This is a genomic window from Dactylosporangium sp. NPDC005572 (assembly GCF_040605515.1).
In the GTDB taxonomy this organism is placed as follows: Bacteria; Actinomycetota; Actinomycetes; order Mycobacteriales; family Micromonosporaceae; genus Dactylosporangium.
Window position 1 is genome coordinate 1 of sequence record NZ_JBEXCY010000175.1, and the last position, 24,461, is coordinate 24,461.

24 protein-coding genes and 1 pseudogene are annotated in these 24,461 nt (G+C 66.6%); 12 read left to right on the plus strand and 13 right to left on the minus strand.

Annotation, left to right across the window (positions count from 1 at the left end; genetic code table 11):
• The 6 genes from ABZS66_RS46795 to ABZS66_RS46820 form a co-directional block, all read right to left on the minus strand.
• On the minus strand, positions 1-520 hold a 520-nt coding region (locus ABZS66_RS46795; RefSeq protein WP_354769514.1), incomplete at its 3' end, for an ABC transporter substrate-binding protein.
• Positions 521-741: 221 nt separating this feature from the next.
• Complete coding sequence (locus ABZS66_RS46800) at positions 742-3,507, minus strand: branched-chain amino acid ABC transporter permease/ATP-binding protein (RefSeq protein ID WP_354769515.1); 2,766 nt, start codon at positions 3,505-3,507, stop codon at positions 742-744.
• Positions 3,504-4,250, minus strand: a complete 747-nt coding sequence (locus ABZS66_RS46805; RefSeq protein ID WP_354769516.1) for an ABC transporter ATP-binding protein — start codon at positions 4,248-4,250, stop codon at positions 3,504-3,506. The genes ABZS66_RS46800 and ABZS66_RS46805 overlap by 4 nt, the downstream gene beginning before the upstream one ends.
• A gap of 21 nt (positions 4,251-4,271) precedes the next feature.
• Positions 4,272-5,108, minus strand: coding sequence for an amidohydrolase family protein (locus tag ABZS66_RS46810; protein WP_354769517.1), 837 nt, complete (start codon positions 5,106-5,108; stop codon positions 4,272-4,274).
• Positions 5,105-6,259 (minus strand): acyl-CoA dehydrogenase family protein, encoded by a 1,155-nt coding sequence (locus ABZS66_RS46815; RefSeq protein ID WP_354769518.1) that lies wholly within the window; start codon positions 6,257-6,259, stop codon positions 5,105-5,107. The genes ABZS66_RS46810 and ABZS66_RS46815 overlap by 4 nt, the downstream gene beginning before the upstream one ends.
• Positions 6,256-7,017, minus strand: a complete 762-nt coding sequence (locus ABZS66_RS46820) for a glucose 1-dehydrogenase (RefSeq protein ID WP_354769519.1) — start codon at positions 7,015-7,017, stop codon at positions 6,256-6,258. The genes ABZS66_RS46815 and ABZS66_RS46820 overlap by 4 nt, the downstream gene beginning before the upstream one ends.
• A gap of 173 nt (positions 7,018-7,190) precedes the next feature.
• Between ABZS66_RS46820 and ABZS66_RS46825 the strand changes: the two genes are divergently transcribed.
• Positions 7,191-7,964: an SDR family NAD(P)-dependent oxidoreductase gene (locus tag ABZS66_RS46825; RefSeq protein ID WP_354769520.1), complete on the plus strand. Its 774-nt coding sequence runs from the start codon at positions 7,191-7,193 to the stop codon at positions 7,962-7,964.
• A 31-nt stretch (positions 7,965-7,995) separates the two neighbouring features.
• Here ABZS66_RS46825 and ABZS66_RS46830 read toward each other — a convergent pair whose 3' ends face one another.
• Positions 7,996-10,278: a xanthine dehydrogenase family protein molybdopterin-binding subunit gene (locus tag ABZS66_RS46830; RefSeq protein WP_354769521.1), complete on the minus strand. Its 2,283-nt coding sequence runs from the start codon at positions 10,276-10,278 to the stop codon at positions 7,996-7,998.
• Complete coding sequence (locus ABZS66_RS46835) at positions 10,275-10,997, minus strand: SDR family oxidoreductase (RefSeq protein ID WP_354769522.1); 723 nt, start codon at positions 10,995-10,997, stop codon at positions 10,275-10,277. The genes ABZS66_RS46830 and ABZS66_RS46835 overlap by 4 nt, the downstream gene beginning before the upstream one ends.
• 113 nt (positions 10,998-11,110) lie before the next feature.
• On the opposite strand from ABZS66_RS46835, the gene ABZS66_RS46840 reads away from it, so the two are divergent.
• The 3 genes from ABZS66_RS46840 to ABZS66_RS46850 are packed head-to-tail and all read left to right on the plus strand — an operon-like array spanning position 11,111 to position 13,225.
• Positions 11,111-11,617 (plus strand): (2Fe-2S)-binding protein, encoded by a 507-nt coding sequence (locus tag ABZS66_RS46840; RefSeq protein WP_354769523.1) that lies wholly within the window; start codon positions 11,111-11,113, stop codon positions 11,615-11,617.
• Positions 11,614-12,438 carry an FAD binding domain-containing protein gene (locus ABZS66_RS46845; protein WP_354769524.1) on the plus strand — a complete coding sequence of 275 codons (825 nt, stop codon included), beginning with the start codon at positions 11,614-11,616 and terminating at the stop codon, positions 12,436-12,438. The genes ABZS66_RS46840 and ABZS66_RS46845 overlap by 4 nt, the downstream gene beginning before the upstream one ends.
• Positions 12,439-12,475: 37 nt before the next feature.
• Entirely contained in the window at positions 12,476-13,225 is a 750-nt protein-coding gene (locus tag ABZS66_RS46850; protein WP_354769525.1) for an SDR family NAD(P)-dependent oxidoreductase, read from the plus strand.
• Between the two features lie 3 nt (positions 13,226-13,228).
• On the opposite strand, the gene ABZS66_RS46855 is transcribed toward ABZS66_RS46850, so the two are convergent.
• Positions 13,229-14,098: an MBL fold metallo-hydrolase gene (locus tag ABZS66_RS46855; RefSeq protein WP_354769526.1), complete on the minus strand. Its 870-nt coding sequence runs from the start codon at positions 14,096-14,098 to the stop codon at positions 13,229-13,231.
• Positions 14,095-14,874 carry a glucose 1-dehydrogenase gene (locus ABZS66_RS46860; RefSeq protein WP_354769527.1) on the minus strand — a complete coding sequence of 260 codons (780 nt, stop codon included), beginning with the start codon at positions 14,872-14,874 and terminating at the stop codon, positions 14,095-14,097. Before ABZS66_RS46860 ends, ABZS66_RS46855 begins: the two co-directional genes overlap by 4 nt.
• Before the next feature lie 195 nt (positions 14,875-15,069).
• On the opposite strand from ABZS66_RS46860, the gene ABZS66_RS46865 reads away from it, so the two are divergent.
• Positions 15,070-15,699: a TetR/AcrR family transcriptional regulator gene (locus ABZS66_RS46865; protein ID WP_354769528.1), complete on the plus strand. Its 630-nt coding sequence runs from the start codon at positions 15,070-15,072 to the stop codon at positions 15,697-15,699.
• Positions 15,700-15,707: 8 nt separating this feature from the next.
• Here ABZS66_RS46865 and ABZS66_RS46870 read toward each other — a convergent pair whose 3' ends face one another.
• Both ABZS66_RS46870 and ABZS66_RS46875 read right to left on the minus strand, forming a co-directional pair.
• Complete coding sequence (locus tag ABZS66_RS46870) at positions 15,708-15,935, minus strand: hypothetical protein (RefSeq protein ID WP_354769529.1); 228 nt, start codon at positions 15,933-15,935, stop codon at positions 15,708-15,710.
• A gap of 48 nt (positions 15,936-15,983) precedes the next feature.
• Positions 15,984-16,820, minus strand: coding sequence for an SDR family oxidoreductase (locus ABZS66_RS46875; RefSeq protein WP_354769530.1), 837 nt, complete (start codon positions 16,818-16,820; stop codon positions 15,984-15,986).
• 95 nt (positions 16,821-16,915) lie between these two features.
• Here ABZS66_RS46875 and ABZS66_RS46880 point away from each other — a divergent pair, with 95 nt between their 5' ends.
• From ABZS66_RS46880 to ABZS66_RS46895, 4 genes are all read left to right on the plus strand, one after another.
• Entirely contained in the window at positions 16,916-18,127 is a 1,212-nt protein-coding gene (locus tag ABZS66_RS46880; protein WP_354769531.1) for a cytochrome P450, read from the plus strand.
• Between the two features lie 22 nt (positions 18,128-18,149).
• On the plus strand, positions 18,150-18,347 hold the full coding sequence (locus ABZS66_RS46885; RefSeq protein ID WP_354769532.1) for a ferredoxin: 198 nt from the start codon (positions 18,150-18,152) through the stop codon (positions 18,345-18,347).
• Between the two features lie 5 nt (positions 18,348-18,352).
• A complete protein-coding gene (locus ABZS66_RS46890; protein WP_354769533.1) occupies positions 18,353-19,519 on the plus strand; it encodes an FAD/NAD(P)-binding oxidoreductase in 1,167 nt (388 codons plus the stop codon).
• Positions 19,520-19,681: 162 nt separating this feature from the next.
• A complete protein-coding gene (locus tag ABZS66_RS46895; protein WP_354769534.1) occupies positions 19,682-20,758 on the plus strand; it encodes a Rieske 2Fe-2S domain-containing protein in 1,077 nt (358 codons plus the stop codon).
• 384 nt (positions 20,759-21,142) lie between these two features.
• On the opposite strand, the gene ABZS66_RS46900 is transcribed toward ABZS66_RS46895, so the two are convergent.
• Positions 21,143-21,781, minus strand: a complete 639-nt coding sequence (locus tag ABZS66_RS46900) for a hypothetical protein (RefSeq protein ID WP_354769535.1) — start codon at positions 21,779-21,781, stop codon at positions 21,143-21,145.
• 295 nt (positions 21,782-22,076) lie between these two features.
• Between ABZS66_RS46900 and ABZS66_RS46905 the strand changes: the two are divergent.
• From ABZS66_RS46905 to ABZS66_RS46915, 3 genes and pseudogenes are all read left to right on the plus strand, one after another.
• Positions 22,077-22,485: pseudogene (locus tag ABZS66_RS46905) on the plus strand (transposase family protein); the annotation flags it as partial.
• A gap of 249 nt (positions 22,486-22,734) precedes the next feature.
• Positions 22,735-23,748 carry an IS110 family transposase gene (locus ABZS66_RS46910; RefSeq protein WP_354769536.1) on the plus strand — a complete coding sequence of 338 codons (1,014 nt, stop codon included), beginning with the start codon at positions 22,735-22,737 and terminating at the stop codon, positions 23,746-23,748.
• Positions 23,749-23,859: 111 nt separating this feature from the next.
• Positions 23,860-24,165 carry a hypothetical protein gene (locus ABZS66_RS46915; RefSeq protein ID WP_354769537.1) on the plus strand — a complete coding sequence of 102 codons (306 nt, stop codon included), beginning with the start codon at positions 23,860-23,862 and terminating at the stop codon, positions 24,163-24,165.
• The last annotated feature ends 296 nt before the right edge of the window (positions 24,166-24,461 follow it).

Here is a 24,461-nt window from a genome sequence, read left to right on the forward strand (position 1 = left end):
CCTGGGTGACGTTGACAACCGACTTGATGCCGACCAGCTTGGCGAGGTACGGGCCGGCACCGAACGCCGCGAACAGCGAGCCGTCGTAGGCGTAGCAGGTCGCGCAGGTGATCTCGGCGTCCGACAGCGCCATCGGCCCGATGTTCGGGATGGTCCTCAGGCTGGGCAGGACGGACTGGATGGCGTAGGTGCTCTCCAGGCCGACGATGGCAATGTCGTCGCTGCTTTCGGCCTTGCGGGCGCAGGCGGCGGCCTGGTTCGGGTCGTTCTTCTCGTTGCAGTAGTCGATCTCGATCTGGCGGCCCTTGACGCCGCCTTCTGCGTTGATCGCTCGGGCGGCGGCGCGCGCCCCGGACAGCATCTCGTCCCAGTTGGCGTTGGACGTGCCGGTGGCCAGGATGACCGAGATCTTGATCGGATCGGCGTTGTCGGCGGCGGAATCGCCGGAGTTGCACGCGGTGAGCGCGGCGGCGATCAGGATTGCGGTGCCTGCCGCCTTCCAAGCTCGTATTCGCTTCATGCGGACTCCTCGCATCGTAGCTATGGCTGCTGGTTTCGTTCGCATGTCCCCGCTGCCGATCTCGGGACTCCGCTCACGGCGCCCGTTCTGGCGGCGGCGAGCCGCTCTGGGCCGGTTCGGGCGGGGACTTGGTGGGGCTGTGATCTGAGCAACAGCCTATTGCACGATGACACTTCTGTCGAGACATTGTGCCATAATCCAGCCGTGCTGCGGTCGCGCTGTCAGGACGGCTGCGATGCTGGCTCGGGTCGGGCCAGAACATCCGCCGTGGCGACCGCTGGATCCGCTTTCTCGGGTTGGCCGAGGTAGGCGGCGAGGACCGCAGGGTGCGTCCGCACCTCGGCGGGTGCGCCGGCCGCGATCTGCCTGCCGAAGTCGAGCACGACGATGTGGTCGCAGGTATCCAGCAGCATCTGCACATCGTGCTCGATGAGCAGGACACCGATGCCCCAAGTCTCCGCCAGTCGGCGAATCAGCCGACCGAGCTCTGCGCTCTCGTTCTCGTCGAGGCCGGAGCCCGGCTCATCCAGCAGGACCACCGACGGGTGTGCCGCGATCGCGCGGGCGATGGCGACGAGTCGTCGGCGGCCAAATGGCAGTTCGGTGGGCTTCTTGTCGAGGTCCTCGAGGAGGCCCAACTCTCGAATTGCGGCTCGCGCCTCCGACGGCAGCGGCCGACGGAAGTGCCAGAGCAGATCGGTCACGTATGCCCAGCCCGACCGCGAGTCGGCCGCGGCGAGGAGGTTGTCGCGCACTGAAATGTCGTCAAAGAGCTCCAGTGACTGGAACGATCGGGACAGGCCAGCGCGGGTTCTTCGGAAGGCGGGGAATCGGCTGATGTCCTCTCCGGCGAAGCGCACCGTGCCGCCGGTGGGTCTGACGAAACCGGAAACAGCGTCGATCAGCGTGGTCTTGCCAGCTCCGTTCGGACCCATCAGGCCGACGACCTGACCGGGTTCGACATCGAGTGAAACGCTGTCAAGCGCGAGCACACCGCCGAATCGCACACTCAGACCGCGGACCTGGAGCGCTCGCGGCGCGACGCGCGACGGGGTAAGGGGCGGTAGTGCGGCGGGCTCGGCGACGGGTTGTGCCTTGGTGCGGCCCCGGCGCAGGCGCTTGGTGAGCGAACGCAGCTGATGTACCGTGACGCCCGCCTGGCCGTCGGGCTGGGTGAGCAGGATCTGTAGTAACACCAGGCCGCCGATGAGCGCGACCCACCTGTCAATGGCGGCGAACTGGTTGCCGATCACCGTTCCCAGCCCACCGTTCTGCAGCATGCCACCGAACAGCGGCCCAATCAGATATCCGACGCCGCCGGCGACGGCAAGCCCGACCGTCTGGATCGACTCGATCGGCGTATACCCCGTGCCGACCACGAGCGTCGGAGCCTGGAACGCCAGCAGCGCGCCGCCGAGCCCGGCAATGCCGGCGGATAGGGCAAATGCGTAGATCTTCGTCGCCGTGACGTTGACGCCGAGCGCTGCGGCGGCCCGCTCGTTCGCCCGCACGGATATCAGCCTGCGGCCAGCTTGGCCACGGCGCAGGTTGCCTAACGCGAAGGCGACCACTGCGAAGCAGGCGATGGCGAACAGGGTGTAATTCTGCGGGCTCAGGATCGGGTCAAGACTGATCCCGAAGACCTCGGGTGTGCCGGTACTCAGCCCGCCGTAGCCGCCGGAAAGCGCTGGGTTGCTGAAGATGACGGACTGCACGGCCAACCCGAGGCCCAGAGTGATGACCGCCAGGTTCACCCCGCGAGTTCGAAGGGCCGGCAGTGCGAACACGACACCGCAGGCAGCGGCGCCGAGCACACCAATGACCAGTGCAAGCGTGAACGGCCAATGCAGGACGCCGATGCCGATCCGCGCGGCGAACAGCGCGCCAAGCCCAGCAAGGGCGTACTGGGCCAGCGAAAGCTGCCCGGTGAAGCCGGTCAGGACGACGACCGAGAGCATCACGATGCCGGCCATGACCGAGATACCGACGCCGACGTTGACCGCAGGCGAGAAGACCGCCAGCACCAGGAAGGTCACCACCGCCAGCACAGGGACGAGAACTCGCGCACGGACGACGCCGGTGCCCAGCGACGGCAGCCGGTCGATGATGGACCCGCGGACCGGTAGTCCGCGGCCGCGAAACACCAGCACCGCGAGGATGATCAGGAACGGCACCGCGTCCTGCGCGCCGGGCTGGTGGTAGATGCTGTCGAGCGGGCCGATCAGGAGGCTGCGCACCACGCCGATGAACAGCCCGGCGAGCATCGCGATCGGGAACGACCGGAAGCTGGCCATCAGCGCGGCGGCCATCGCCGAGATGACCGCCATGGTCAGCACGTTGATGTCCAGGCTGGCGTACGGGGTGATCAGGATTCCGGCCGCCGAGGCCAGCGCACCACCCATGGCCCAGTTCGCGGTCGCGAGCAGGTCCGGTGACCAACCCAGCGCCGACGCGGCTCGCTGGTTCTCGGCTGCGGCGCGGGTGGCGACTCCGATCATCGTGAAGCGGCTGTAGCCGTACAGCACGGCGGTAGCGATGAGCGCGATGGCGACCAGGATTAGCCGGTCGGCCGAGATCGTGAGGCCGGAGGCGACGTGGAATGCCTTGCTGGGGAAAACCGGCAAGACCGGAACGGACGCGCTGCCCCAGACGAGTGTTGCCGATGCCTGCAGCACGATCAGGATGCCGAGCGTCGCGATGATCCGGATGATGGGTGCGGCGTTGCGCAGCGGCCGCATGATGAGCGGATGCACCAGACCGGCGATGACCGTCACGAGCGCAACGGTGATGAGGAAGGACGGCAGTACGCCCAGGCGCGCATGGTCGCGTAGCTCGACGTTGAAAATGTACGCCGCCAACATGGCGAAGCCGCCGTGGCTGAAGTTGACGATGCCGGATCCCCGATAGATCAGCAGGATCCCCTGTGCCAGGAGTGCATATGCTGCGCCGGAGCCCAGACCCAGGATGCTGTACTGAAGCCAGGTCATGCTTCCACCTCCGACTGCGATGCCGGCGACACCGGCGCGTCCGGTGCCGCGTCCTGTGCGGCAGCTTTGAGATAGCTCGCCCGGATGTCGGCCTGCCGGGCGCGCAGCTCGGCGGCTGACCCCTCGATGTCCACCATGCCGCGGCGCATCACAATGGCCCGGTCCGCCAGGCTCAGGATCTTGGTGACGTGCTGCTCGACCAGCAGCACGCCGACGCCGGTGTCAGCGGCGCTGCGAACCGCGCCGAGCAGGCGTTCCACGGCGAGCGGAGCGAGTCCCAACGAGAGCTCGTCGACGAACAGCAGTCGCGGGCGGCGGCTGAGCGCACGCGCCAGGGTGAGCATCTGCTGTTCGCCGCCGGACAGCAATCCCGCGGTGATCCGCAGCCGGTGTTTCAGTTCGGGGAACAGCGTGAGCGCGTAGTCGATGTCGCCTCGGCCGACACGAAGATTCTCCGCAGTGGTGAGCTGCATGAACACCGACCGATCCTCGGTCACGAACGCCAGCCCGTGCTGTGCCCGCCGGTGCATCCGGCGGGCCTTCGCCGAGCCGTCGAAGGCGATAGTTCCGCCGAGGGCGGGAAGCTCACCAGCTAAGGTGAGCAGGGTAGTGGTCTTGCCGGCGCCGTTGGGCCCGAGCAGCGCGACGATCTCGCCGGCAGCGACGGACAGGTTCAGGCCGCGGACGACCGGCAGCGAACCGTATCCGGCTTGGAGGTCCTTGACCTCTATCAGTGCACTCACATCGAACCTCGCTCGAAGACGTCATGGGGTGTTGCGGTCAAGCACCGCAGGCGTCGGCAGGCCTGGGGCAGCGTTGAGAGAGAGCAGTTCGGCAATCGTTCCGCCGAGCACGGCGGCCTCGTCGGCGGGTTCGAGGCCGAGCGCTCGGACGGCGGCGATCTCGGCTGCGGGATCGGTCATCGGCCAGTCCGAGCCAAAGACCACCCGGCGAGCGCCGTGACGGCCGATCATGGCCCGGGCCTCGGCCAGATCGAGGCCCGACAGCTCGGGCGGCCAGGAAGTCTCGATGAACGCCGTCGAGCCGATGATGCTCTGCCGCGCCTCGGTGAGGCGGTGGTAGCCACCGAAGTGGCAAGCGATCAGCCGGAGCGAAGGCACCCGGTCAAGGAGACTTCGCAACGCCTCCGGCGCGCCACGTTCGTTGTCTGCATCGCTTCCACCGGCTCCGGCGTGCGCCAACACCGGAAGTCCGGCCTCGGCAAGTGCACACATCAACTCGACGACGCGCGGATCGCGGAAGGAAAGTTGCTGGAACAACGGGTGTAGCTTCACACCGACGATCCCGTTCGTCTGGAGGCTGGCCAGGTTCGTCTCAACGCTGACCTCGGGGTGAACGGTGCCGAACGGGATGAACCGCTGCCGGTCGAGGGCCCCGATGAATTCGTTCGTGCGGGCCAGCGCGCGAGCTTCGGCAGCCACACCCAGGCAGACCGCCATGTCGATACCCGCCCCGTCGAGCGTTCTCAGCAGTCCTGCGACGGTCCCGTCATGCCGGGCAGCCAAGCCTGCTGGCCGTCCGGCCAGGACACGGGCGGCGATCGCATCCGGCCAGACATGGCAATGCGCGTCAATGATCATGATTTGCCCTTCACCAGTTGTCGGGCCAGCGACTGAAGAATTACCTCAGTGGCGCCCTCGTAGATGCGCATCGGGCGTGCTTCGCGATACAGGCGCTCGATCTTGCTGCCGCGGACCAGCCCGAACCGGCCGGCCAGCTGCACCGCGCGATCGGTGACGTGTCCGGCGACCTCGGTCGCGGCGACCTTCGCCATCGACGACAGGCGCAACGCCGCAGACGGATCCCGGGCCGCCGCCGCGGCGGCCCGGTAGGTGAGGCTGCGCGCCAGCTCAATGTCGATCCAGGACTGGGCGAGGACCGACTGGACCGCGCCGAGGTCAGCCAGCGGGGCTCCGAACTGCTGCCGGGATGTGGTGTGCCGAACCGCCTCGTTCAGTGCGGCCTGTGCGACACCGACAGCGGCGCCAGCGACCGACACCCGAAACCCGGCCAGCGTCTCGAGCATCAGCCGGAGTCCCTGTCCCGGCGCGCCGATGCGATGCGTCAGCGGAACCCGGACGTCAGCAAGGAGGACATCACCGAGCACATGTGGGGCAATGATCTGGTATGCCTTCTCGACGCTCAGGCCAGGCGTGTCGGCGGGTACGAGCACCGCAGAGTATCCGTCCGCCTCGCGCGCCAGGATGGTGTAGATGTCCGCGTCCCCAGCGTTGGTGATGAACGACTTGCGGCCGTGCAGGACGAGATCGTCGCCGTCGACAACGACCTGTGTGGTGATGGCACGCAGGTCGGACCCTACGTGGGGCTCGGTCAGGGCGAGCGCCGCGACCGCGGAGAGGGCTCCGACCCTCGGCAGCCAGTGTTGCTGCACCTGCGGGTGGCCGGCCAGTCCGAGGGCGTAGCTCCCGATCCCCTGCATCGCGAACAGCGAGTCAAGATGTGCACTGGTGGCGGCCAGTACCTCACGAACGATGGTGATCGCGAGTGGATCGATGCGCTCGTACCGACCTCCGAAACGGTGCGGGACCATGAGCGAACACAGGCCGCTGTCGCGCAGTAGGGCGCGTATGCGGGGCTCGACGACGTCGCCCTCGTCAGCGACGGCGGCCAACGGTGCCGCCCTGTCGGCCAGCGCCTGCGCGCAGGCCTGCAACTCGCGATGTGCCGTGGTCAGGTCGTACAGATCGGGATCGGCTTGCTGCGCTGTCATGGCTGGCCTCCGTCGACGGTGAGGAGCGCCCCCGTGGTGAAGCTGGAGGCCGCGGATGCCAGGTACAGCGCCGTGCCGACGACTTCGTCCGGATGGCCGCCACGGCCCAGCGCGAATTGCCTGGCGCGTGCTGCGAAGGCCTCCTGGTCCCAGTGCTTGCTGATGTCGGTCAGGAAGGTGCCGCAGACGATGGCGTTGCATCGCACGGTCGGACCGAACGTCTGTGCCAGGCCGAGCGTGAGATTGTTCAGACCAGCTTTGGCCAGAGCGTAGGGAACCAGCTCCGGACGCGGGCGCGATGACACCGTGCTGGAGATGTTGACAATCGATCCACCCCGGTCGGTTGCCATCCGGCTGCCGGCGATCGCTGACAGCCGGAACGGGCCTTTGAGGTTGACAGCCATGATCTTGTCGAACAGCGCTTCGGAGACCGTGTCTATGGAGTCGTAGCGTGGAGACATCCCGGCGTTGTTCACCAGGACGTCCAAGTGCCCAAAACGATCGTAGGTCGCGTCGATCAAACCGTCGAGTTCGTGCCAGTGGCCGACGTTGATCGGATAGGCGAGGGTCGGCCGGCCGGTCTCGGCCCGGATGCGATCGGCGGCCTCGATGCAGGCATCCTTCTTGCGGCTGGCCACCACGACGCCGGCACCGGCCCGGGCCAGTCCGTGGGCGATGGCATACCCGAGCCCCCGGGTTGCGCCGGTGACCACAGCGACCCGATCTGAAAGGTCGAACAACGCCGCGAATGAGTCCAACGCCTGCCTCCTGCTGCTTGCGCTGTCGGGAGATACTGCGCACGGGGTCTTGACACACATACACTAGAACTGTGTTGTTGTGTCACGCAACAGTAACGTGGTCGATACACGCGGACCGGCGCACCTGGCCCGTCGACCACGCGACGGAACCCGACAACGAGATGGAGAACTGGATGGAACTGACAGGACGTCGAATCATCGTCACTGGCGGTGCTCAGGGCATCGGCGGCACGCTCGTCACGGCGTACGCTCGGGCCGGAGCCATCGTCGGCGCGCTCGACATCAAGGCTGACGAGGGGTGCAAGACCGCCGAGCAGGCCAGCGAGGCCGGCCCGGGTTCGGCCTACTTCTACCAGTGCAACGTGGCCGATTCGGACTCCGTCCGGTCTGCGTTCGACGCGTTCAGCGAGGTCGCAGGCGGCCTCGATGTGCTGGTGCATGCTGCGGCCATCGAGATGGTCGGCCCCGCCGAGGACATCACCGTCGAGGACTGGGATCGGGTCTTCGCGGTGAACACCCGCGGCACGATGCTCACGAACCAGGCCGCCTTCCGCTTGCTGCGCGACGGGGGCGGAGCGATCCTGAACTTCGCCTCTGGAGCTGGTGTTCGCGGATACGCGCAGCATGGCCAGTATGCGGCCAGCAAGGGGGCGGTGCTGTCCTGGACGCGAACGGTCGCCTATGAATGGGGCAGGTACGGGATCACGGTCAACTCGATCTGCCCAGGCATGCGTACGCCGATGTATCAGGCGACACGCGATCATCTGTCGGGGGAGGATCTCGCCCGCCACGATGCCCGCATTGCCGCCACGACCCCGATTGATGGTCGCCTTGGCGATCCCATGCGCGATCTGGCGCCGTTGATGGTCTTCCTGGCAACCCCGGGCGCGAGATACATCACGGGACAGGTGCTGGTGTGTGACGGCGGCCGGACGATGGTGCGTTGATCACCGCAGGGAGTTCGGCGTCGCGGAGCGATCAGCGCCGCGTGGCCTGAAGGGCTTGCCACACGCGTTCAGGCGTGAACGGTGGGTGGAGCCCGCGCACGCCCAGGGGGCGTAACGCGTCCGCGACCGCATTGTGTACGGCCGCCAGCGCACCGATGCTGCCAGCCTCGCCCAATCCCTTCGCTCCCAGTGGGTTCTTGTCCGTCGGGGTGACCGTGCGGCCGAGTGCGTACCGCGGTAGGTCCGCCGCACTCGGCATGCGGTACTGGGCCAGACTCGCCGTCGTGGGAATGCCGGCAGCGTCGTACTCGCTGTGCTCGAACAGTGCCTGACCGATGCCGAGTGCCAAGCCGCCGTGCACCTGGCCATCGGCCAGCAGCGGATTCAGCACGACGCCGCAGTCGTCGACGGCGACGATGTGACGCAACGTGACCCGGCCCGTAGCCGGGTCGATCTCCACCACCGCGATATGGCTGCCGAATGGCGAGGTACCACCGCCCTGAACGAATTCTGGCGCGGCCCGCAGCGGTGCCGGTGGACCGTGCGTGCCTAGCCGCGCGTGGCGAGCCAGCTCGCTCCACGGCACCGGCCGGCCATGACCGTCGGCGCGGCCCAATCCGTCGGAGCGCACTGCGATCCGGGCAACGGACGTCCCGAGGATCACGGCGGTCAACTCGCGTGCTCGGTGCAGTACCTCAGTGCAGGCGGCGTGTACGGCGGAGCCGCCGATCTGTGCAGAGCGTGAGCCGCCGGTGCCGACACCGCGCGGGACCTGTCCAGTGTCGCCCTGCACGAGATTCACGCGATCAGGCGCGATACCGAGGACCGTCGACACGATCTGGGCGTAGATGGTGTGATGCCCTTGCCCGTGCGCCGAGGTACCGACGACAACCACCGCGTCGCCTTTCTCGGTGATCTCGACCGAAGCGTGCTCGCGGTCGAAGCCTTCCGGGTTGGCCGAGACCTCGACATAGCAGGCGATGCCGATGCCGAGCAGCCCGTGGTCGCCGCCGGACCGGCGGCTGTTCTGTTCGGCCCGCAGCTGGTCGTACTGCACAAGGCGCATAGCCTCACTGAGTGCGGCGTCAAAGTCGGCTGAGTCGTAGGTCGCCCCGGCGGCATTGCGGTACGGGAACTGCTCGGGCCGGATGAAGTTACGCCGGCGCAGCTCCGCCGGGTCGATCCCGAGTCGGTCGGCCAGCTCGTCAACAGCGCGTTCCAGAGCGTGGGTCGCCTCGGGCCGTCCGGCGCCCCGGACCGCGCCGGTCGGCGCGGTGTTCGTGGTGACACATCGGAGTTCGTACCGCAGCCCGGCGATATCGTAGGGCCCGGTGGCGAAAGCCCGGGCAGTGTGGATCATGCCGACCCCGACGCCAGCGTATGCGCCGACGTTCGTGACGGCCTGGACCGCCAGGTGCTCAATGCGGCCGTCGGGACGCGCGCGCAGCGTAACGTCGAATCGGTGGTCTCGTCCGAGCATCGTGGTGAGGTTTTCGGCGCGGCTCTGGCACCAGCGCACCGGAACGCCCAGATGATGCGCGACGGCGACGATGGTGAGATAGTCGGAGTCATACGGCGTCTTGCCGCCGAATCCGCCACCGACAGCCGGACAGATCACGCGGAGCTTTGCTGGGGGTATCCGCAGCAACTCGCAGATCAGATCGCGGAGGCTGTGGGGCATCTGCGTCGACACCCACACCGTGAGCTCATCGCCGTGCGGCACCGCCAGAATCGCTGAGGGCTCCATCGGCGCAACGGCCATCCGCTGATTGACCACGTGTGTGGTCACCGAGACCGTCTCAGCCGAGGCCGGCCGATCGGGCCCAGGAGAGTTGAGCACGCTGCTGACGGCGACGTTGGTGCCGCTCGCGGGGAACAACAACGCGTTGCTGGCCAGCGCTTCCTCGATCGTCACGGCAGTCGCTAACGGTTGGACGTCGACCCCGACCTGCTCCGCAGCCGCCAATGCTGCCGCCCTGGTCCGTGCCACGACGACGGCGATCACGTCGCCGACGAACCGAACGACGTCGCAAGCCAGCGGCCGGCGGTGGAACTCGGCCGAGATCTCACCGCCGGCGTGTGCGAAGGGAATGGGGCCGACGGCGGCGAGGTCCTCGGCGGTGAGCACCGCCACCACGTCGGGCATCGATCGCGCCGTTGCCGTATCCAGCGCCACGATGCGTCCGTGTGCGTGTTGCGAGCGGACGAACACGGCATGTGCGGCATCGTGCGCCAGATCAGCGGTGTATTTCGCGTGGCCGGTGAGGAGGTCTGGGTCCTCCAGGCGGGGCTGCGCGGCGCCGATACCGGTCACAGTCGTGGGGTCGCCCCACCGTCGACCAGCAGCGTCTGTCCGGTGACCCATGCGGCGGCGTCGCTACACAGGAACAGTAGCGGACCCACCAGGTCATCGGTGCTGCCGTGCCGCTTGATCACCTGCGCGGCGAGAATCTCGCCGAGGCGCTCCTGGGGCACGGTGTCGAGCATGGCGTCGGTCATCGTGGCCCCTGGGGCGATCCCGTTAACGGTGACGCCATACCCGCCGAGCTCCTTGGCGAATCCGCGGATCAGTGCCAGCAGCGCAAGTTTCGTTGCGCCATACATTCCGGGGCCGGTATAGGCTGCGGTTGACGTCTGCACGATGACCCGGCCCCACCCGTTGCTGATCAGCTGCGGCGCGAACGCCTGAGTGACGAGCAGCGCCCCGTCGAGGTTGACGGAGAACACGTTGCGCCAGTAGCCGATGTCGACGGTGAGCAGCGGGTGTTTCTCAAGTTTGTGAAAGATCGCCGCGTTGTTGACAACGATGTGCGCGTTGCCGAGCTGATCGCGTACCGCATCGCCCAGCCGCAGTGTGCTGGCGCGGTCGCTGATGTCCACGGCGAACGGTACGGCATGGCCACTGTCGGCCTCGATCAGCGCGGCCGTCTCCTTTGCGCCAGCCTCGTTGATGTCGGCGACTGCAACTGCCGCACCTGCGCGTGCCAAGCCGATGGCGTAGGCACGCCCGATCCCTGCGGCTGCCCCGGTCACGACGGCAACGCGCCCATTGAGTTGCGTACTGATAGCCCACCTCCGCGTTCGGTTCAATCAACCGCGCGAAACGCGCAGTCGCCAAAGCACTGAAGCACGTATATTGTGTCAGTGTGCCACATCGAGAACCGCTGGTCGAGACCGTTCCAGGCCTCCACCCCGTCGCCGTCATCGTTAACGGAGCGGCACGGACGACGGAGGTTGCCGGCTGGGAGCTGCTGGTGGAGTGCCTGCGGGACCGGTTCCGCCTCACCGGATGCAGGATGGCGTGTGAGACCACCTCGTGCGGTGCATGCACCGTACTGTTCGACGGCGAATCGGTGAAGTCCTGCACGGTACTGGCGGTGCAGGCCCACGGCCACGAGGTGACGACGGTAGAAGGCCTGGCATCGCCGGGCCAGATGCATCCGCTCCAGGAGGCTTTTCGTCGGCGCCACGCCCTGCAATGCGGATACTGCACACCCGGAATGCTGCTGGCAGCAGTCTCGTTGCTCGCCAGCGACGGCCCCTTGGATGAGGCAGCGGTGCGTAATGGCCTGAAGGGGAATCTCTGCCGGTGCACCGGATACCAGAACATCGTGGACGCCGTCCTTGACGTGGCCGAAATCGGCACGGCATGACCCTGCCGATGTTTGCCTACGTCCAGGCTGAGAGCGTGCCCCAGGCGACCACTCTGCTCGCCGATCGGGGCGGAGCGAAGGTCCTCGCCGGAGGGCACGCGCTGCTGCCCGCGCTGAAGCAGCGGCGTGTCCGCCCGCAGTTGCTGATCGACATCTCGCAGCTATCGGAGCTCCGGCAGATCCGCCGGGAGGGGGACACGGTCCTGATCGGAGCGGCATCCCGGCACTGCGATGTCTACCGAGCCGACGTAGTGCGGCGGAACTTCCCGATGCTCGCTCACGTTGCGGCGACCGTCGGCGATCCGCAGGTCCGGCACAGGGCAACGATTGGCGGGTCGATTGCACAGGCAGATCCGACAAGCGATATCGCCGCGGTCCTGGTGGCCCTCCGCGCTGAGATAACCCTGGTGTCCGCGACCGGTTCCCGGTCTCGCCAGCTGGCCGACTGCTACCTCCCCGAGGGCGGGATCGACGCGACCGCGCAGGAGATAATCACAGAGATCAGGCTGCCGACACTGCCCGGCGACGTGTCCGCATGGGGCTTCGAGAAGTTCCGATACCGGAGCATCGATCCCTCGATCGTTGCCGTTGCTGCCGCCTTCTCCGGATCGGCCAGCATCGGCCTCGCCGGCATGGGACCGGCAACCCGCCGCGCCTACGCAGGCGAACAGGCAATCCTGGCCGGTGCCGACAACGACAACGTCATCGCCGCCACGATCGCCGCAATCCCGCCCGTACGGCTGCCCGGCGCCAGCGACGCATACCGCCGGGCGCTGTGCGTCGAACTCCTGCACAGCATTTTGCGCCGTCGGCCGGCGTGAACCCCAGGAACCGGTCCGCGATGAAAAGAGGAAGCAGATGACATTCGACTTCAGTGGCCGGGTCGCGCTCGTCACCGGCGCAGCGACGGGCATCGGCGCCGCCACTGCACAGGCACTCGCCTCCTCGGGCGCCTCGGTTGGGCTGGTGGGACTGCAACCCGATGCGCTCGCTGCGGTGGAGAAGGCTATCGTCGCCGCCGGTGGCCGGGCACTGTCCGTTGCCGCGGACGTCGCGGACCCGGCACAGATCGAGAAGGCAGTCAACGAGGTAGTGACGACGCTCGGCGGCCTGGACCTGGCGGTGAACAACGCCGGCGTCGCCGCACGGCATAGCCTCGTGCACGAGACCGCGTTCGAGGACTGGCGGGCCACGCTCGCAGTGAACCTGGACGGCGTGTTCCTGTCGATGAAGTACGAACTCGCGCACATGGTCGCACAGCAACGCGGTGCCATCGTCAACGTTGCCTCGGTCAACACCATCACGCCGCTGCCGCGGGGGGGTGCCTACACAGCCAGCAAGCACGCCGTACTCGGGCTGACCGAATCGGCGGCACTGGACTACGCCGCGACCGGGATCCGGCTGAACGTCGTCTCGCCAGGCGTGACCGACACGCCCATGGTGGCCGCCGGCGGTGCGGCGGCCACCATGGCCAAGTCGCTGGTGCCGATGGGCCGGATGGCACGACCCGAGGAGATCGCCGCGGCAATCCTGTTCGCGCTGTCCGATGACGCCTCCTACCTGCAGGGTAGCCACATTGTGGTCGACGGCGCGTTCGTCCTACGCTGACGGTCAGCCGAGCGGTCGGCGCTCTACGGGCGCATCCGAGCCGTCGAGGGAGCCGAACACCTGGTTCGGGAAATGGGTACCGACGTACCAGGTGTTCGGTTCGCTGAGCCGTTCGAGGATCCGGCGGCGAGAACGGGCCGCCTCGACAGGGTCATGGTCGAAGATGAACGACGCATGCGGGTGCTGCAGTTCTACCGAGCAATGCATTGCGTCGCCCAATACCAGCGCGCTCCGCGTCAGGTCCGCGACGAGTACGCTCGTGTGTCCCGGGGTGTGTCCCGGCGTGGGAAACGCGTGTACGCCCGGAGCGATCGCGTCGCTGCCGGAGACTAGCGCCAGTGTCTGCCCGATCACGGCCAACTGCTGCAGGGTGGCACCGGTGCCCTGGCTGATCACCTCGGGCTGGTTCCAATGCCGCCACTCGTCTTCATGGACGTGGTAGCGGGCGTTCGGAAACGTGACCTTGCCATCCGTACCGGTGATCCAGCCGATGTGGTCGAGATGCAGATGGGTGAGGACGATGTCGTCCACGTCGTCCGGGCGCACACCAAGACTGGCGAGATTGTCTAGCAGTTGGCCGCCGATCAGGTCGCCGCCTTGTCCGCCGCCGCTGAGCTTCCCGATATCAAGGGTGCGTGGCCCGAATCCTGCGTCGACCAGGAGGGTCCGCATCGAGGACTGGATCAGGGTTGCGCCGATGCTCATCACCAGCCAGCCGTCCTGATCGAACACCTCGCTGTGGTCGGACCATACGGATGGGGGAAGGTCCGGGTACTGGTACCGGGCATCCGAATGGTGAATGCCGTCCGGAACCCAGGTTACCCGGATGTCGCCGATGTTGATGCTCGAGAGGGGTGCGGCGATGCCGTTCATGTCAGGGGTCCCTCCATCTGCGGTCCGCCGTCGACTCGCAGTATCTCGCCGGTGATGTAACTGGACGCCGCGCTCCCGAGGAAAACGATCACCCGCGCCACCTCCTCAGGTGTGCCCACTCGACCGAGCGGGATGCGTGACTCGATCGCCGGGACGTCGAGGCCGGCGCGGCGCCAGGACCGCTGGGCACCGTCGGAGCCGACCATGCCGGGAGCGACGCAGTTCACCCGGATCCCGCGTGGGCCCAGTTCCGCCGCCGACACCTTGGTCAGCATCTCAACGCCGCTCTTGGCGGCGCAGTAGGCGGTGCCACCCCGGATTCCAGTCGTCGCGGCAGATGACGAGACGTTAACGATCGCACCGCCGACTTTTTCCAGGTGGGGCGCCGCGGCCCGGGTGGCGCTGTAGGCGCTCGTGAGGTTCAGCGTGATCATGTTGTTCCAGGACTCCATCGGTTGATCTTCCATCAGTCGGAGTATGGTTCCTCCGGCGTTGTTGACCAGGACGTCGATCCGCCCGGACTGGTCGATCGCGTACTGGACCATTCGCTCCACTGCTGTGTGGTCCCGGACGTCGGTGACGGTCACATGCGCTCGCGATCCAGTCTGTGTGGTCAGCAGTTCGGCGGTCTCCCGCAGCGCGTCCTCGCGCCGGCCGGCGATGACGACATCGGCCCCGCAGTGCGCGAGCGCCAGGCAGGTCGCGCGGCCGATGCCGCTGCCGCCACCGGTGACGATGGCGGTACGGCCGGAGAGGTCAACGCTCCATCCCGACATGTGGCTGCTCCCGGCTGTAGTGAACGTTTGGGGTGACGGGGGACGTTGTCGGCCACCGAGTTCGCGTGTCACTTTGACACACTACCAGGCACATTGTGTCGCAGGAAGGGCGGTGACTCGCGTCGACACCTGCCGAATCGTATGCGTATCCTTGTTACATGATTTGTGCTTTTGTGTCGCTGCTGGGGAGTGAATGTGGCTGAGGCCCGAACCGCCGGTGAGCTCAACGACGACACCAGGCGTCGGATCATCGGCGGCGCAGCAGCGTGCTTCCGCCGGTTCGGGATCGCCAAGACCACCATCGATGACGTGGCCTCCGAAGTGCGGTTGTCGCGCCGGACGGTCTACCGGTACTTCGCGAACAAGAACGAGCTGTTCTCGGCGGTGGTGTCCCAAGACTTCGAGGACCTGAGTCGCGAAGGGCGCCGGATCTACGAGACGCATGAGTTCGGTGAGGGCCTGGTGGAGGTCTCGCTGGTCATGATGCACAGGGTGTCGGAAAGTCCTGCACTGGCCTGGCTCTTCGCCGCCGACACCAAGGACGAGACTTTCGAGACGCTGTTCGGTGGCCCAGCCTTCACGTCGCTCGTGGAGCGCTTTCTGGCTCCGTACATCAAGAAGGCTCAGGAGCGGCAGGAACTGCGCACCGACATTTCCGTCGCCGATGCCGTTGAGTGGATCACCCACTTGATGTTTTCACTGCTGGTGCCCAATCCGATGATCACTCGCCATGATGACGACCACCTGCGTGCCCTGCTCCGCACGTTCGTTCTGCCTGGGCTGGCACCAGTTAGCCGCCGAAGGAGTCGTCGAGCGGCCAACTGACGATCGTCTCAGAACTCGAATGCGGGCTCCTTGACTGTGGACGGCGGCCGGCTTGGTTCGTGTGGCCAGGTCTCTGCCCAGGTGCCACTGCCGAGATACACGTACCGTTCGTCCGGTCGCTCATCGCCTGTTCGGTCGTGTCGCCATACGCCGTCTCGAAGCAGCCAGCCGTCGATCCGCGCCGCGCTGCGCCAGTCGAATACGTACTCCATTGCGGTGTCATGATGCAACGCCATGCGTGTCATCGTGCCAGATTCGGTCGCCGATGCACACCCGGGATGGGGCTAGTCGTTGGCGTCGGTTGCGCAGGTGGTGCTGCGTACCGCCTCAAGCCCGGCCAGCCGCGTGCGCAGGGCTTCGCCGATGAGTCGGTAGGCGTCCGACCCAAGGGGGAGCCACCGGGGCGCGTCCGGTGTGTCGGCGCAGTCGATGATTGCCTGTGCCATCTTGACTGGGTCCCCGGGATTGCGTTGCGCGTATCTATGATCTCTTGCCTTCGCATGGCGTACGGCGACCGGCGTGTCGGCGTACTCGGCCATCGCGTGCGCAACGGTCACACTGGCACCCCAGGCCGTGCGTGCTGAGCCCGGCTGTACGAGGGTCACGGTGATCCCGAATCCGGCGACCTCAGGGATGACCGCCTCCCAGAAGCCCTCGATGCCCCATTTGCCTGCGTGGTACAGGCTCAGGCCAGGGATCGCGATCGGGACCATACTGCTCACCTGGATGATCCGTCCCCCGCCCTGCGCCCTGAACTTGGCGATCACGGCTCGGGCGAGCTGAATCGGCCCGATCAGGTTGGTGTCGATCTGGGCGCGCAGCTGGTCGTCGGTGACCTCTTCGGCCGCACCGACCAGGCCGCTGCCTGCGTTGGACACAACGACGTCGATGCGGCCGAGGCTGGCGAACGCGGCGTCGACGACGTTGCGCAGTTCGCCGGTGTCGGTAACGTCGAGGTGGGCGACCCAGAGTTGGCCGGCGTAGCTGTCGTGAAGGTCGTCCAGGGCGTGAACGCGGCGAGCGGTGGCTGCCACGCGGTCACCGCGTCGCAGCAGCAGTTCGGTCATGTGCCGTCCCAAACCGGCGGAGGCGCCAGTGATGAACCAGGTCTTGGGTGCCATCTTCGCTCCTGGGTGTCTCGGTGGTACCGTGGTGACACAACTACACTAGTTGCGTGTTAGTGTGCCACGAACGGGTCGGATCTTAGGAGGTCGGGATGACCGAGTCGGCTCAGGATCTAGAGGCGTACCCCATGGTCCGGCAATGTCCGTTCGATCCACCCAGGGCGCTCGCGGCTCTCCAGGCCGGCGAGAAGGTGCGGCGGGTTCGGCTCTGGGACGGCAGCGCACCATGGCTGGTCACCGGATATGACGACGTTCGTGCCGTGTTATCGGATCCCCGCATCAGCTCAGACACGGACCGGCCGGGCTTTCCCCACTTCAGTGAAGGCTCCGAGGCTCGCCGTCGCACCGCCAAGACATTCATCAACATGGACGGGCGCGAGCACGACGCCAAGCGGCGGCTGCTCACGCGATACTTCACAGTCAAGCGCACTGCCGCCATGCGCCCGCAGATCCAGGCACTCGTCGACGGTCTCGTCGACGAGTTGCTCGCCGGCCCCAAGCCCGTAGACCTGGTCGAAGCGCTCGCCCTGCCGGTACCTTCGCTGGTCATCTGCGACCTCATGGGCGTGCCCTACACCGAGCGGGACCTGTTCCATCGGATGAGCCGCACGATGATCTCCCAATCGTCCACTCCGGAGCAGGCCGTCGGCGCCATGGAAGCCATGTTCGACTTTCTGGACCGAATGGTGAGCCTCAAGGACGACGAGCCACGCGACGACCTGATCAGCAACCTGGTTGTCGAGCAGTTACGGCCCGGCCTGCTCAGCCGCGCCGAGCTGGTCAGCATGCTGCAACTGCTGCTGACCGCTGGCCACGAAACCACTGCCAACATGATCGCGTTGGGCACCCTCGCATTGCTGCGGCACCCCGAGGTGCTCGACGAGGTCCGCTCGACCGACGACCCGGAACTGATCGCAAACACGGTCGAGGAGTTGCTGCGCTGGCTCAACGTGGTGCACACCGGCCGGCGCCGTGTCGCTCTGGCGGACCTGGAACTGGTCGGAGAACAAATCAAGGCGGGGGAGGGCGTCATCGCGGCACACGACATCGCCAACCGCGATCCCGCAGCCTTCGACGATCCCGACCGCCTCGATATCCACCGCAAGGCAAGGCATCACATCGCGTTTGCCTATGGGGTTCACCAATGCCTGGGACAGTCACTGGCACGGGTGGAGCTGCAGGTGGTGTACGGCACCTTGTACCGACGAGTCCCGACGCTCGCCCTAGCGACCGACTTCGACGCGATTCGGTTCAAGGCCAGCAACATCGTCTACGGCGTCGAAGAACTGCCCGTCACCTGGTGAAAACGGAGGAAGGTGACCGCATATGAAGGTCAGGGTGGAGCTCGACCGGTGTGTCGGCGGCGGTCAATGCGTTCTCGCCGCCCCTGACGTGTTCGACCAACGCGACGAGGACGGACTGGTGATCCTCTTGCAGGCGAGCCCGCCGACCGAACTGCACGATGCGGTTCGCGAGGCAGCGCACGCATGTCCGGCGCTTGCCATCGAGCTGCTGGAGGAGTGACATTGATGGACCGCATCGTCGTCGTCGGTGCGTCCGCGGCCGGCTTGGCTGCTGCCGAGGTTCTACGCCGAGAAGGCTTCGATGGAGACTTGACGCTGGTGGGAGACGAGCGCCATCTGCCCTACGATCGACCGCCGTTGTCCAAACAGGTGCTGCGCGGTGCCTGGGAACCACACCGGACGGCGCTGCGCGGACAGGAAATGCTCGATGCGTTGGGTGCCCGTTGGCATCTGGGCACCCGCGCCACTGGGCTGGATCTTGCCGCCCGCCACGTGTACACCGCCGAGGGCGGTCGGCACGACTTCGATGGACTTGTCATCGCAACCGGCGTCACACCGAAGTGCCTGCCCGGCGGGAATAACCTCGCCGGCGTGCACCAGTTGCGAACGCTTGACGATGCGCTCGCGCTCCGCGCCGACCTTCTGACCAAACCCGAGGTCGTTGTGGTAGGCGCAGGCTTCCTCGGTGCGGAGGCAGCAGCCGTCGCGCGTGAGATCGGGCTCGAGGTCACCTTGGTTGACCCCCTCGACGCCCCGCTCATCCGGCAGTTTGGGCGGCAGATCGGCGATCTGGTGGCCGAACTCCACCGATCCCGGGGAGTGAAGTTGCGCCTCGGCGTCGGCGTCACAGCGCTTGACACGGAGGCCGGACGCGTCAGCGGCGTCCGACTCGACGACGGTACAGCCGTCGCCGCGCAGCTTGTCCTAGTCTCGATCGGCTCGACGCCGAACATCGGATGGCTCCAGGGTAGCGGGCTTTCGTTGAGTAACGGAGTTGACTGCGACACACGCGGTTGGGCTGCACCAGGCGTCGTCGCCGCGGGGGACGTCGCGAACTGGATGCATCCGTGTCTGGGCGTTCGCGTTCGCGTGGAACACCGGCTCAACGCGACCGAACAGGGAACGGTCGCCGCGCGTACGTTACTGGGCATCGAGCAGGACTACACACCCGTCCCGTACTTCTGGACGGACCAGTTCGACGTCCGGCTGCAGGCGTACGGAACCCCGGACGCGAACGCCGAGCTGACCGTCGTAGCAGGGCATCCCGCAGTAGGCAGATTCGCCGGTATATACAGCGCGTCTGGCCGTGTCGTCGCGGCTATCGCCTGGAATATGCCGCGCGAGGCGAGGGAACTGCGCCAGCGTGTCGTGGACGACCTGGTGCTGCGGTGAGGGCCCGAGTTGCTGAGCCCTGCCGAACTGACGAGCCTGGCATGAGAGCACATTCTAAGGTACATTGTGACACAGGAAGCGCCTGACATGGCCCGCGAGCGGCCTTTCCGCCGAAGCATCGGGCCGCGTGCCACGGCGAGCTCGAGCGGAGGAGGGATCGACATGACGGCATCCAGCACTGTCTCGGTCAGGGCATACGGAACCGGCTGGTATCACGCGCTGTACTCGGGTGAATTGCCCGTCGGTGTGGTCAAACCACTACGGTACTTCGGCCGCGACATTGTGGCGTTCCGTGCCGAGTCCGGGAAGGTGTACCTGCTGGACGCGCACTGTCAGCACATGGGCGCGCACCTCGGCTACGGCGGCGCCGTCAACGGAGACAACATCGTCTGCCCCTATCACAACTGGCAGTGGCGTGGCTCGGACGGTGCGAACGCGGCCGTTCCCGGCCTCGATCGATGCATCAAGAAGTCGCTGGGGACCTGGCGGACGCATGAGTCCGACGGGATCATCTACCTGTGGTTTAGCCGTACCGGCGACGAAGAGCCGTCCTGGCTCCCGCCGACGTTCGACGAATCCGCAGACCCGTCGTACTACCCGCTCTATCCCCATGGCGTGAAGCGTACGACCGTGAACTTCCCACCGCAGTTCGCGTTCGAGAACGTTGCCGACATCAGCCACATGCGTACTGTCCACGGCTGGGTCGACATCCCGGTCGTGAACGCCGCAGGCGCCGCCGGGCCAATGTTCTTCACTGACTTCACCGGCGCGGTGCCCACCCGCAGGGGCCCGGCTACGGTCCGCATCGAAAACTTTCAGTGGGGCCTTGGACTGGTGTACAGCCGGATCCACGGACTACACCCGACGGTGCAGGTCAGTTCGATCACCCCGATCGATCAGGATTCGTCGATCTACGCCCTTTCCATCTACGTCGGGCGGGTCGACGATGATGGTGATGAGCCGAAGGGGCGGGCGAAAGCCGTCATTGAGGAGCAGGCACGTCAGGCGTTGAATGTCGAGAGTCTGGACCGTCAGATTTGGGATCACCAGATGTACGTGGAGAACGCACCGTTGGTAGGTGACGAGCGTGCCACTATCGGCGTGTTTCGGCGATGGTCACGTCAGTTCCGTGAGGACGTTGCGTCTGGGCCATCGGCTCCGGTGGCGGAGTTGAAGGTCGGTCGTGCCTTCCCGCTGCCGTTGTCGGAGTTCAGGATGGAAGAGTACGTCGCGATTTGAGGGATTGCTGGGCGGTGCCGCTGTGGTGAACCGAGTCGGTTCGCTGTGGCGGCATCGTTGTTGTTCGGCGTGTGCCAGTGAGCCATTTTCAACCTGATCTTGCTGGTCAGGTGGGGTGCCGCCGGAAGGGCATGGGCGGCGTCGAGACGCGGAGAGGCTCCCGGTAAGACAGCAATCGACCAAGGACGCTGCCTCCCGTGGAGTCTTACGACGCCAGGCCAAGATCCTTCGGCGCCAGTAGCCGCGGCACGTCGTAGGATCGCTCGGCCTCGGGGTGTTTCGTGCGATCCAGGACGGGTCGAAGCGCGCTGAATACGCGGTCTGCTTGATCCGGTCCGTATTCAGCCATTCGGTCGGTGGCGAGCAACCAGAACCCGCCGGCGGTCAGCGCCTGGACCTCGGTGAAGCCCCGCTGTCACGCAGCGCCTCGACGCCGCCCAGACGTTCACCGAGGTCCTGGGCGATCACCGTCAGCCATGAGTACCCGCGGGCGAGACGCTCCGAGGACAGCAGCCCTGCGTCGCCGTCCCGGTTGAGCGCTACCTCGCGGGCCGACTGCCGCAGTCGGGCCGCGTAGGAGATCTCGCCGTACGTCGGGTTGCCGCTCTGTGCCGCCGCCCGGAGCACCGGCAGGAGGCTGCCGGCCCAGTCTGCTGGGACTGTCAGCGTCAGGCTGTACCACAACGCGCCGTCGCCGCGGGTGCGAACCGAGGCGGAGACGAACACCCCGGGGCGTCCTGGCGCGACGAAGTGTGCCAGGCGGTGCAGCTCGAAGATGTGCAGTTCCGCAAAGCCGGTGGTGACGCCGACATTGTCGAGGCAGGCGGCCCAGCCTGCCAAGGTGAACGGCTGCACGCCGACTGTTTGCTCTTGCCCTTCCGGGATGAAGCCGTACTCCGCCCAGGTCTCGCCCGGCTCGCCGGCGTACCGCTCCGACGAGCTGGTGACGTCGCTCGGCGGGGAGCCGCCCCAGTTGGTGGCGTCGCCCGGCTGGACCGGCCGGGCGATCAGTCGTTGCCACAACGGGCCCGCCGGGCCTGCGAGGGTGGTCTCGAACCATCCCCGCAGGGTGTTCGTCAGCCAGCGGCGCCCGCCCGCCCAGCATCGCCTTCACGACCGTCGGCGGCTTCCGCTCACTGACCATTGATGGTCCTTTCGGTTCAAGACAGGGGTCGGCCTGCTCATTGCGGTAAATCTGTCTGATCCTGCTGGTCAGGCGAGGTGCCGTCGGAAGGACATAGGCCGTCGGCAAGACGGGGAGAGGCTCCCGGTAAGACAGCAATCGACCAAGGACGCTGCCCTCCCGCGGAGCCTCTCGATGCTGTCCTACCCGTCGGCGATCTCGTTGTCCACCCGCAGCCTCAACCACCTCACTACCCTGATCCGCAACCATCGACAGACGCTGGGTACGCGGTGGCGACGCCTCGACCCTGGCCGGGAAGCCCTCTCGCCCTGGCCCACCTCCGCAACGGCGACACCTACGCCCAGCTCGCCGCCGGGTTCGGCATCGGCGTGGCCACCGCCTGGCGGTACATCCGCGAAGCGGTCGACCTGCTCGCCGCCACCGCACCGACGCTGATCGAGGCGATACGCCGCATCCGCGGCTCGCATACGTCATCCTCGACGGCACCCTGATCGCCATCGACCGCCTCCGCGGGCACAAAGACCGACTCCACTACTCGGGCTGTGAGAATCAAGGTGCGCTGCTGCGGGTGCGATCTGACCCGTACTCCGGCTGGCCCTTGGTGCCTTGTGTTTGATCTGTCGATCACAGCCCGCAGCAGCGCGTGACAGTTCGGACCGGCTGGGCGTGTCCCGATAGGGGCCTTCGCGAACAGGCACCGTCACAGTCCTGACCGCCAGTCGGTCCGAGATCAATGTCGCCAACTGCCCGAACCGGGAGAACTCAACCGTGACCACCGCGTCTGCGCCCTCCGTCCGAACCGCTTACACCCGGCAGCCCAGTGGTGATCGGGGTGGATACCCACAAGGACGTCCACGCCGCCGCCCTGACCAGCCACGGGGCGATGCTGGCCACCGCCTCGTTCCCCACCACGATCACCGGCTATCAGCAACTGTTGTCCTGGGCGCACGGGTTCGGTGACACAGTCGTCGCCGGTGTTGAGGGAACCGGCTCGTGGGGAGCAGGTCTGACCCGGTTCCTGCGCTCCGAGGGCATCACCGTCATCGAGGTGAACCGCCCGAATCGTGCGATGCGCCGGCGCTGGGGCAAGAGCGACACCGTGGATGCCGAAGCAGCTGCTCGCGCGGTGATCTCAGGGCAGGCCACTGTTGTTCCGAAGACCGCGGACGGCTCCATGGAAGCCATGCGGTACTTCAAACTCGCCAAAGACTCTGCGGTGAAGTCCCGCACCCAGGCGATCAACCAGCTCAAAGGCGTGCTGGTCAACGGCGATCCCGCCTTGCGTGAGCAACTTACCGGCTTGAGCACCCGCGCTCAGGTGCGACACTGCGCCAACCTCGAACCTGCCGCCGCCGGCGCCGCCATCACTGCCAGCCGCCGGACGCTACGCCTGCTCGCTCAACGCATCGAGCACCTCACCACCGAGATCCGGGAACTGGAACGACTCATCACCGCCGAGGTCCAAGCCGCCGCGCCCAAGCTGCTCGACCTGTTCGGCGTCGGTCACGACAGTGCCGCTACCCTCCTGATCGCTGCTGGTGACAACCCCGATCGGCTCACGGGTGAGGCGTCCTTCGCCGCACTGTGCGGCGTCAGCCCGATCGAGCATTTATCAGGCAAAACGCAACGTCGCCGCCTCAACCGCGGCGGCAACCGACAAGCCAACGCCGCCCTGTTCCGCATCGCGCTGACCCGGTTACGCGCCGACCCGCGCACCCGTGCCTACGTCCAGCGCCGTACCACCGACGGCCGCAGCACACGAGACATCCTGCGCTGCCTCGAGCGCTACATCGCCCGCGAAATCTTCAAAGTCATGACCGCCACAGGTATGCCCGCTACTACTTGACGAACATAGGGGCATCAAACATCGGCGACACGAGGTGAACGTACAGGTCATCGCCGATCCGCACGGCCGCTCGTCTGGCTGTCACCGGCACTGCCCGGCGGGACCCACGACCTGACCGCCGCCCGCACCCACGGCATCACCGCCGCACTGACCAGCGCCGCCGTCGCGACCCTGGCCGACAAGGCATATCGCGGCGCCGGCGGTGCGATCGGCGTGCCGCACTACGGCCGCGACCTACCGGCCCGGATGCGGGACTGCAACCACAGCCACAACCAGATCCGCGGCACCGGCGAACGCGCCAACGCCACCCTCAAGACCCGGCGCCTCCTACGCCGACTGCGCTGCTGCCCACAACAAGCCACCGCACTGACCGCCGCGATCCTCGTCCTACAACACGTCGAAGAACAGCCGGGATGAGGTTGGAAAATGCTCAATGTCAGGCCCGACGCTTGGGACCTGGGATTCAACCACGGATTCTTCATCGTGCTGAATCTGGCCATCGGCGGGGAAATGCCAGCGAACAACGGCGTTCCGCTCAACGCCGCGACTACCTGGGGCGGCCACTTCGACGCAGACTATGTCGCAGCATATATGGGAGGAGCGAACGCTCCGGCGCCTAACGGAACGCCGCCCAGCTCCGGGCCTACCAGCACAGGCCCTGAGCCACCCCCGCTTTCGTGGAGCTTCTCAAACATGATCGACTGATCATGGGG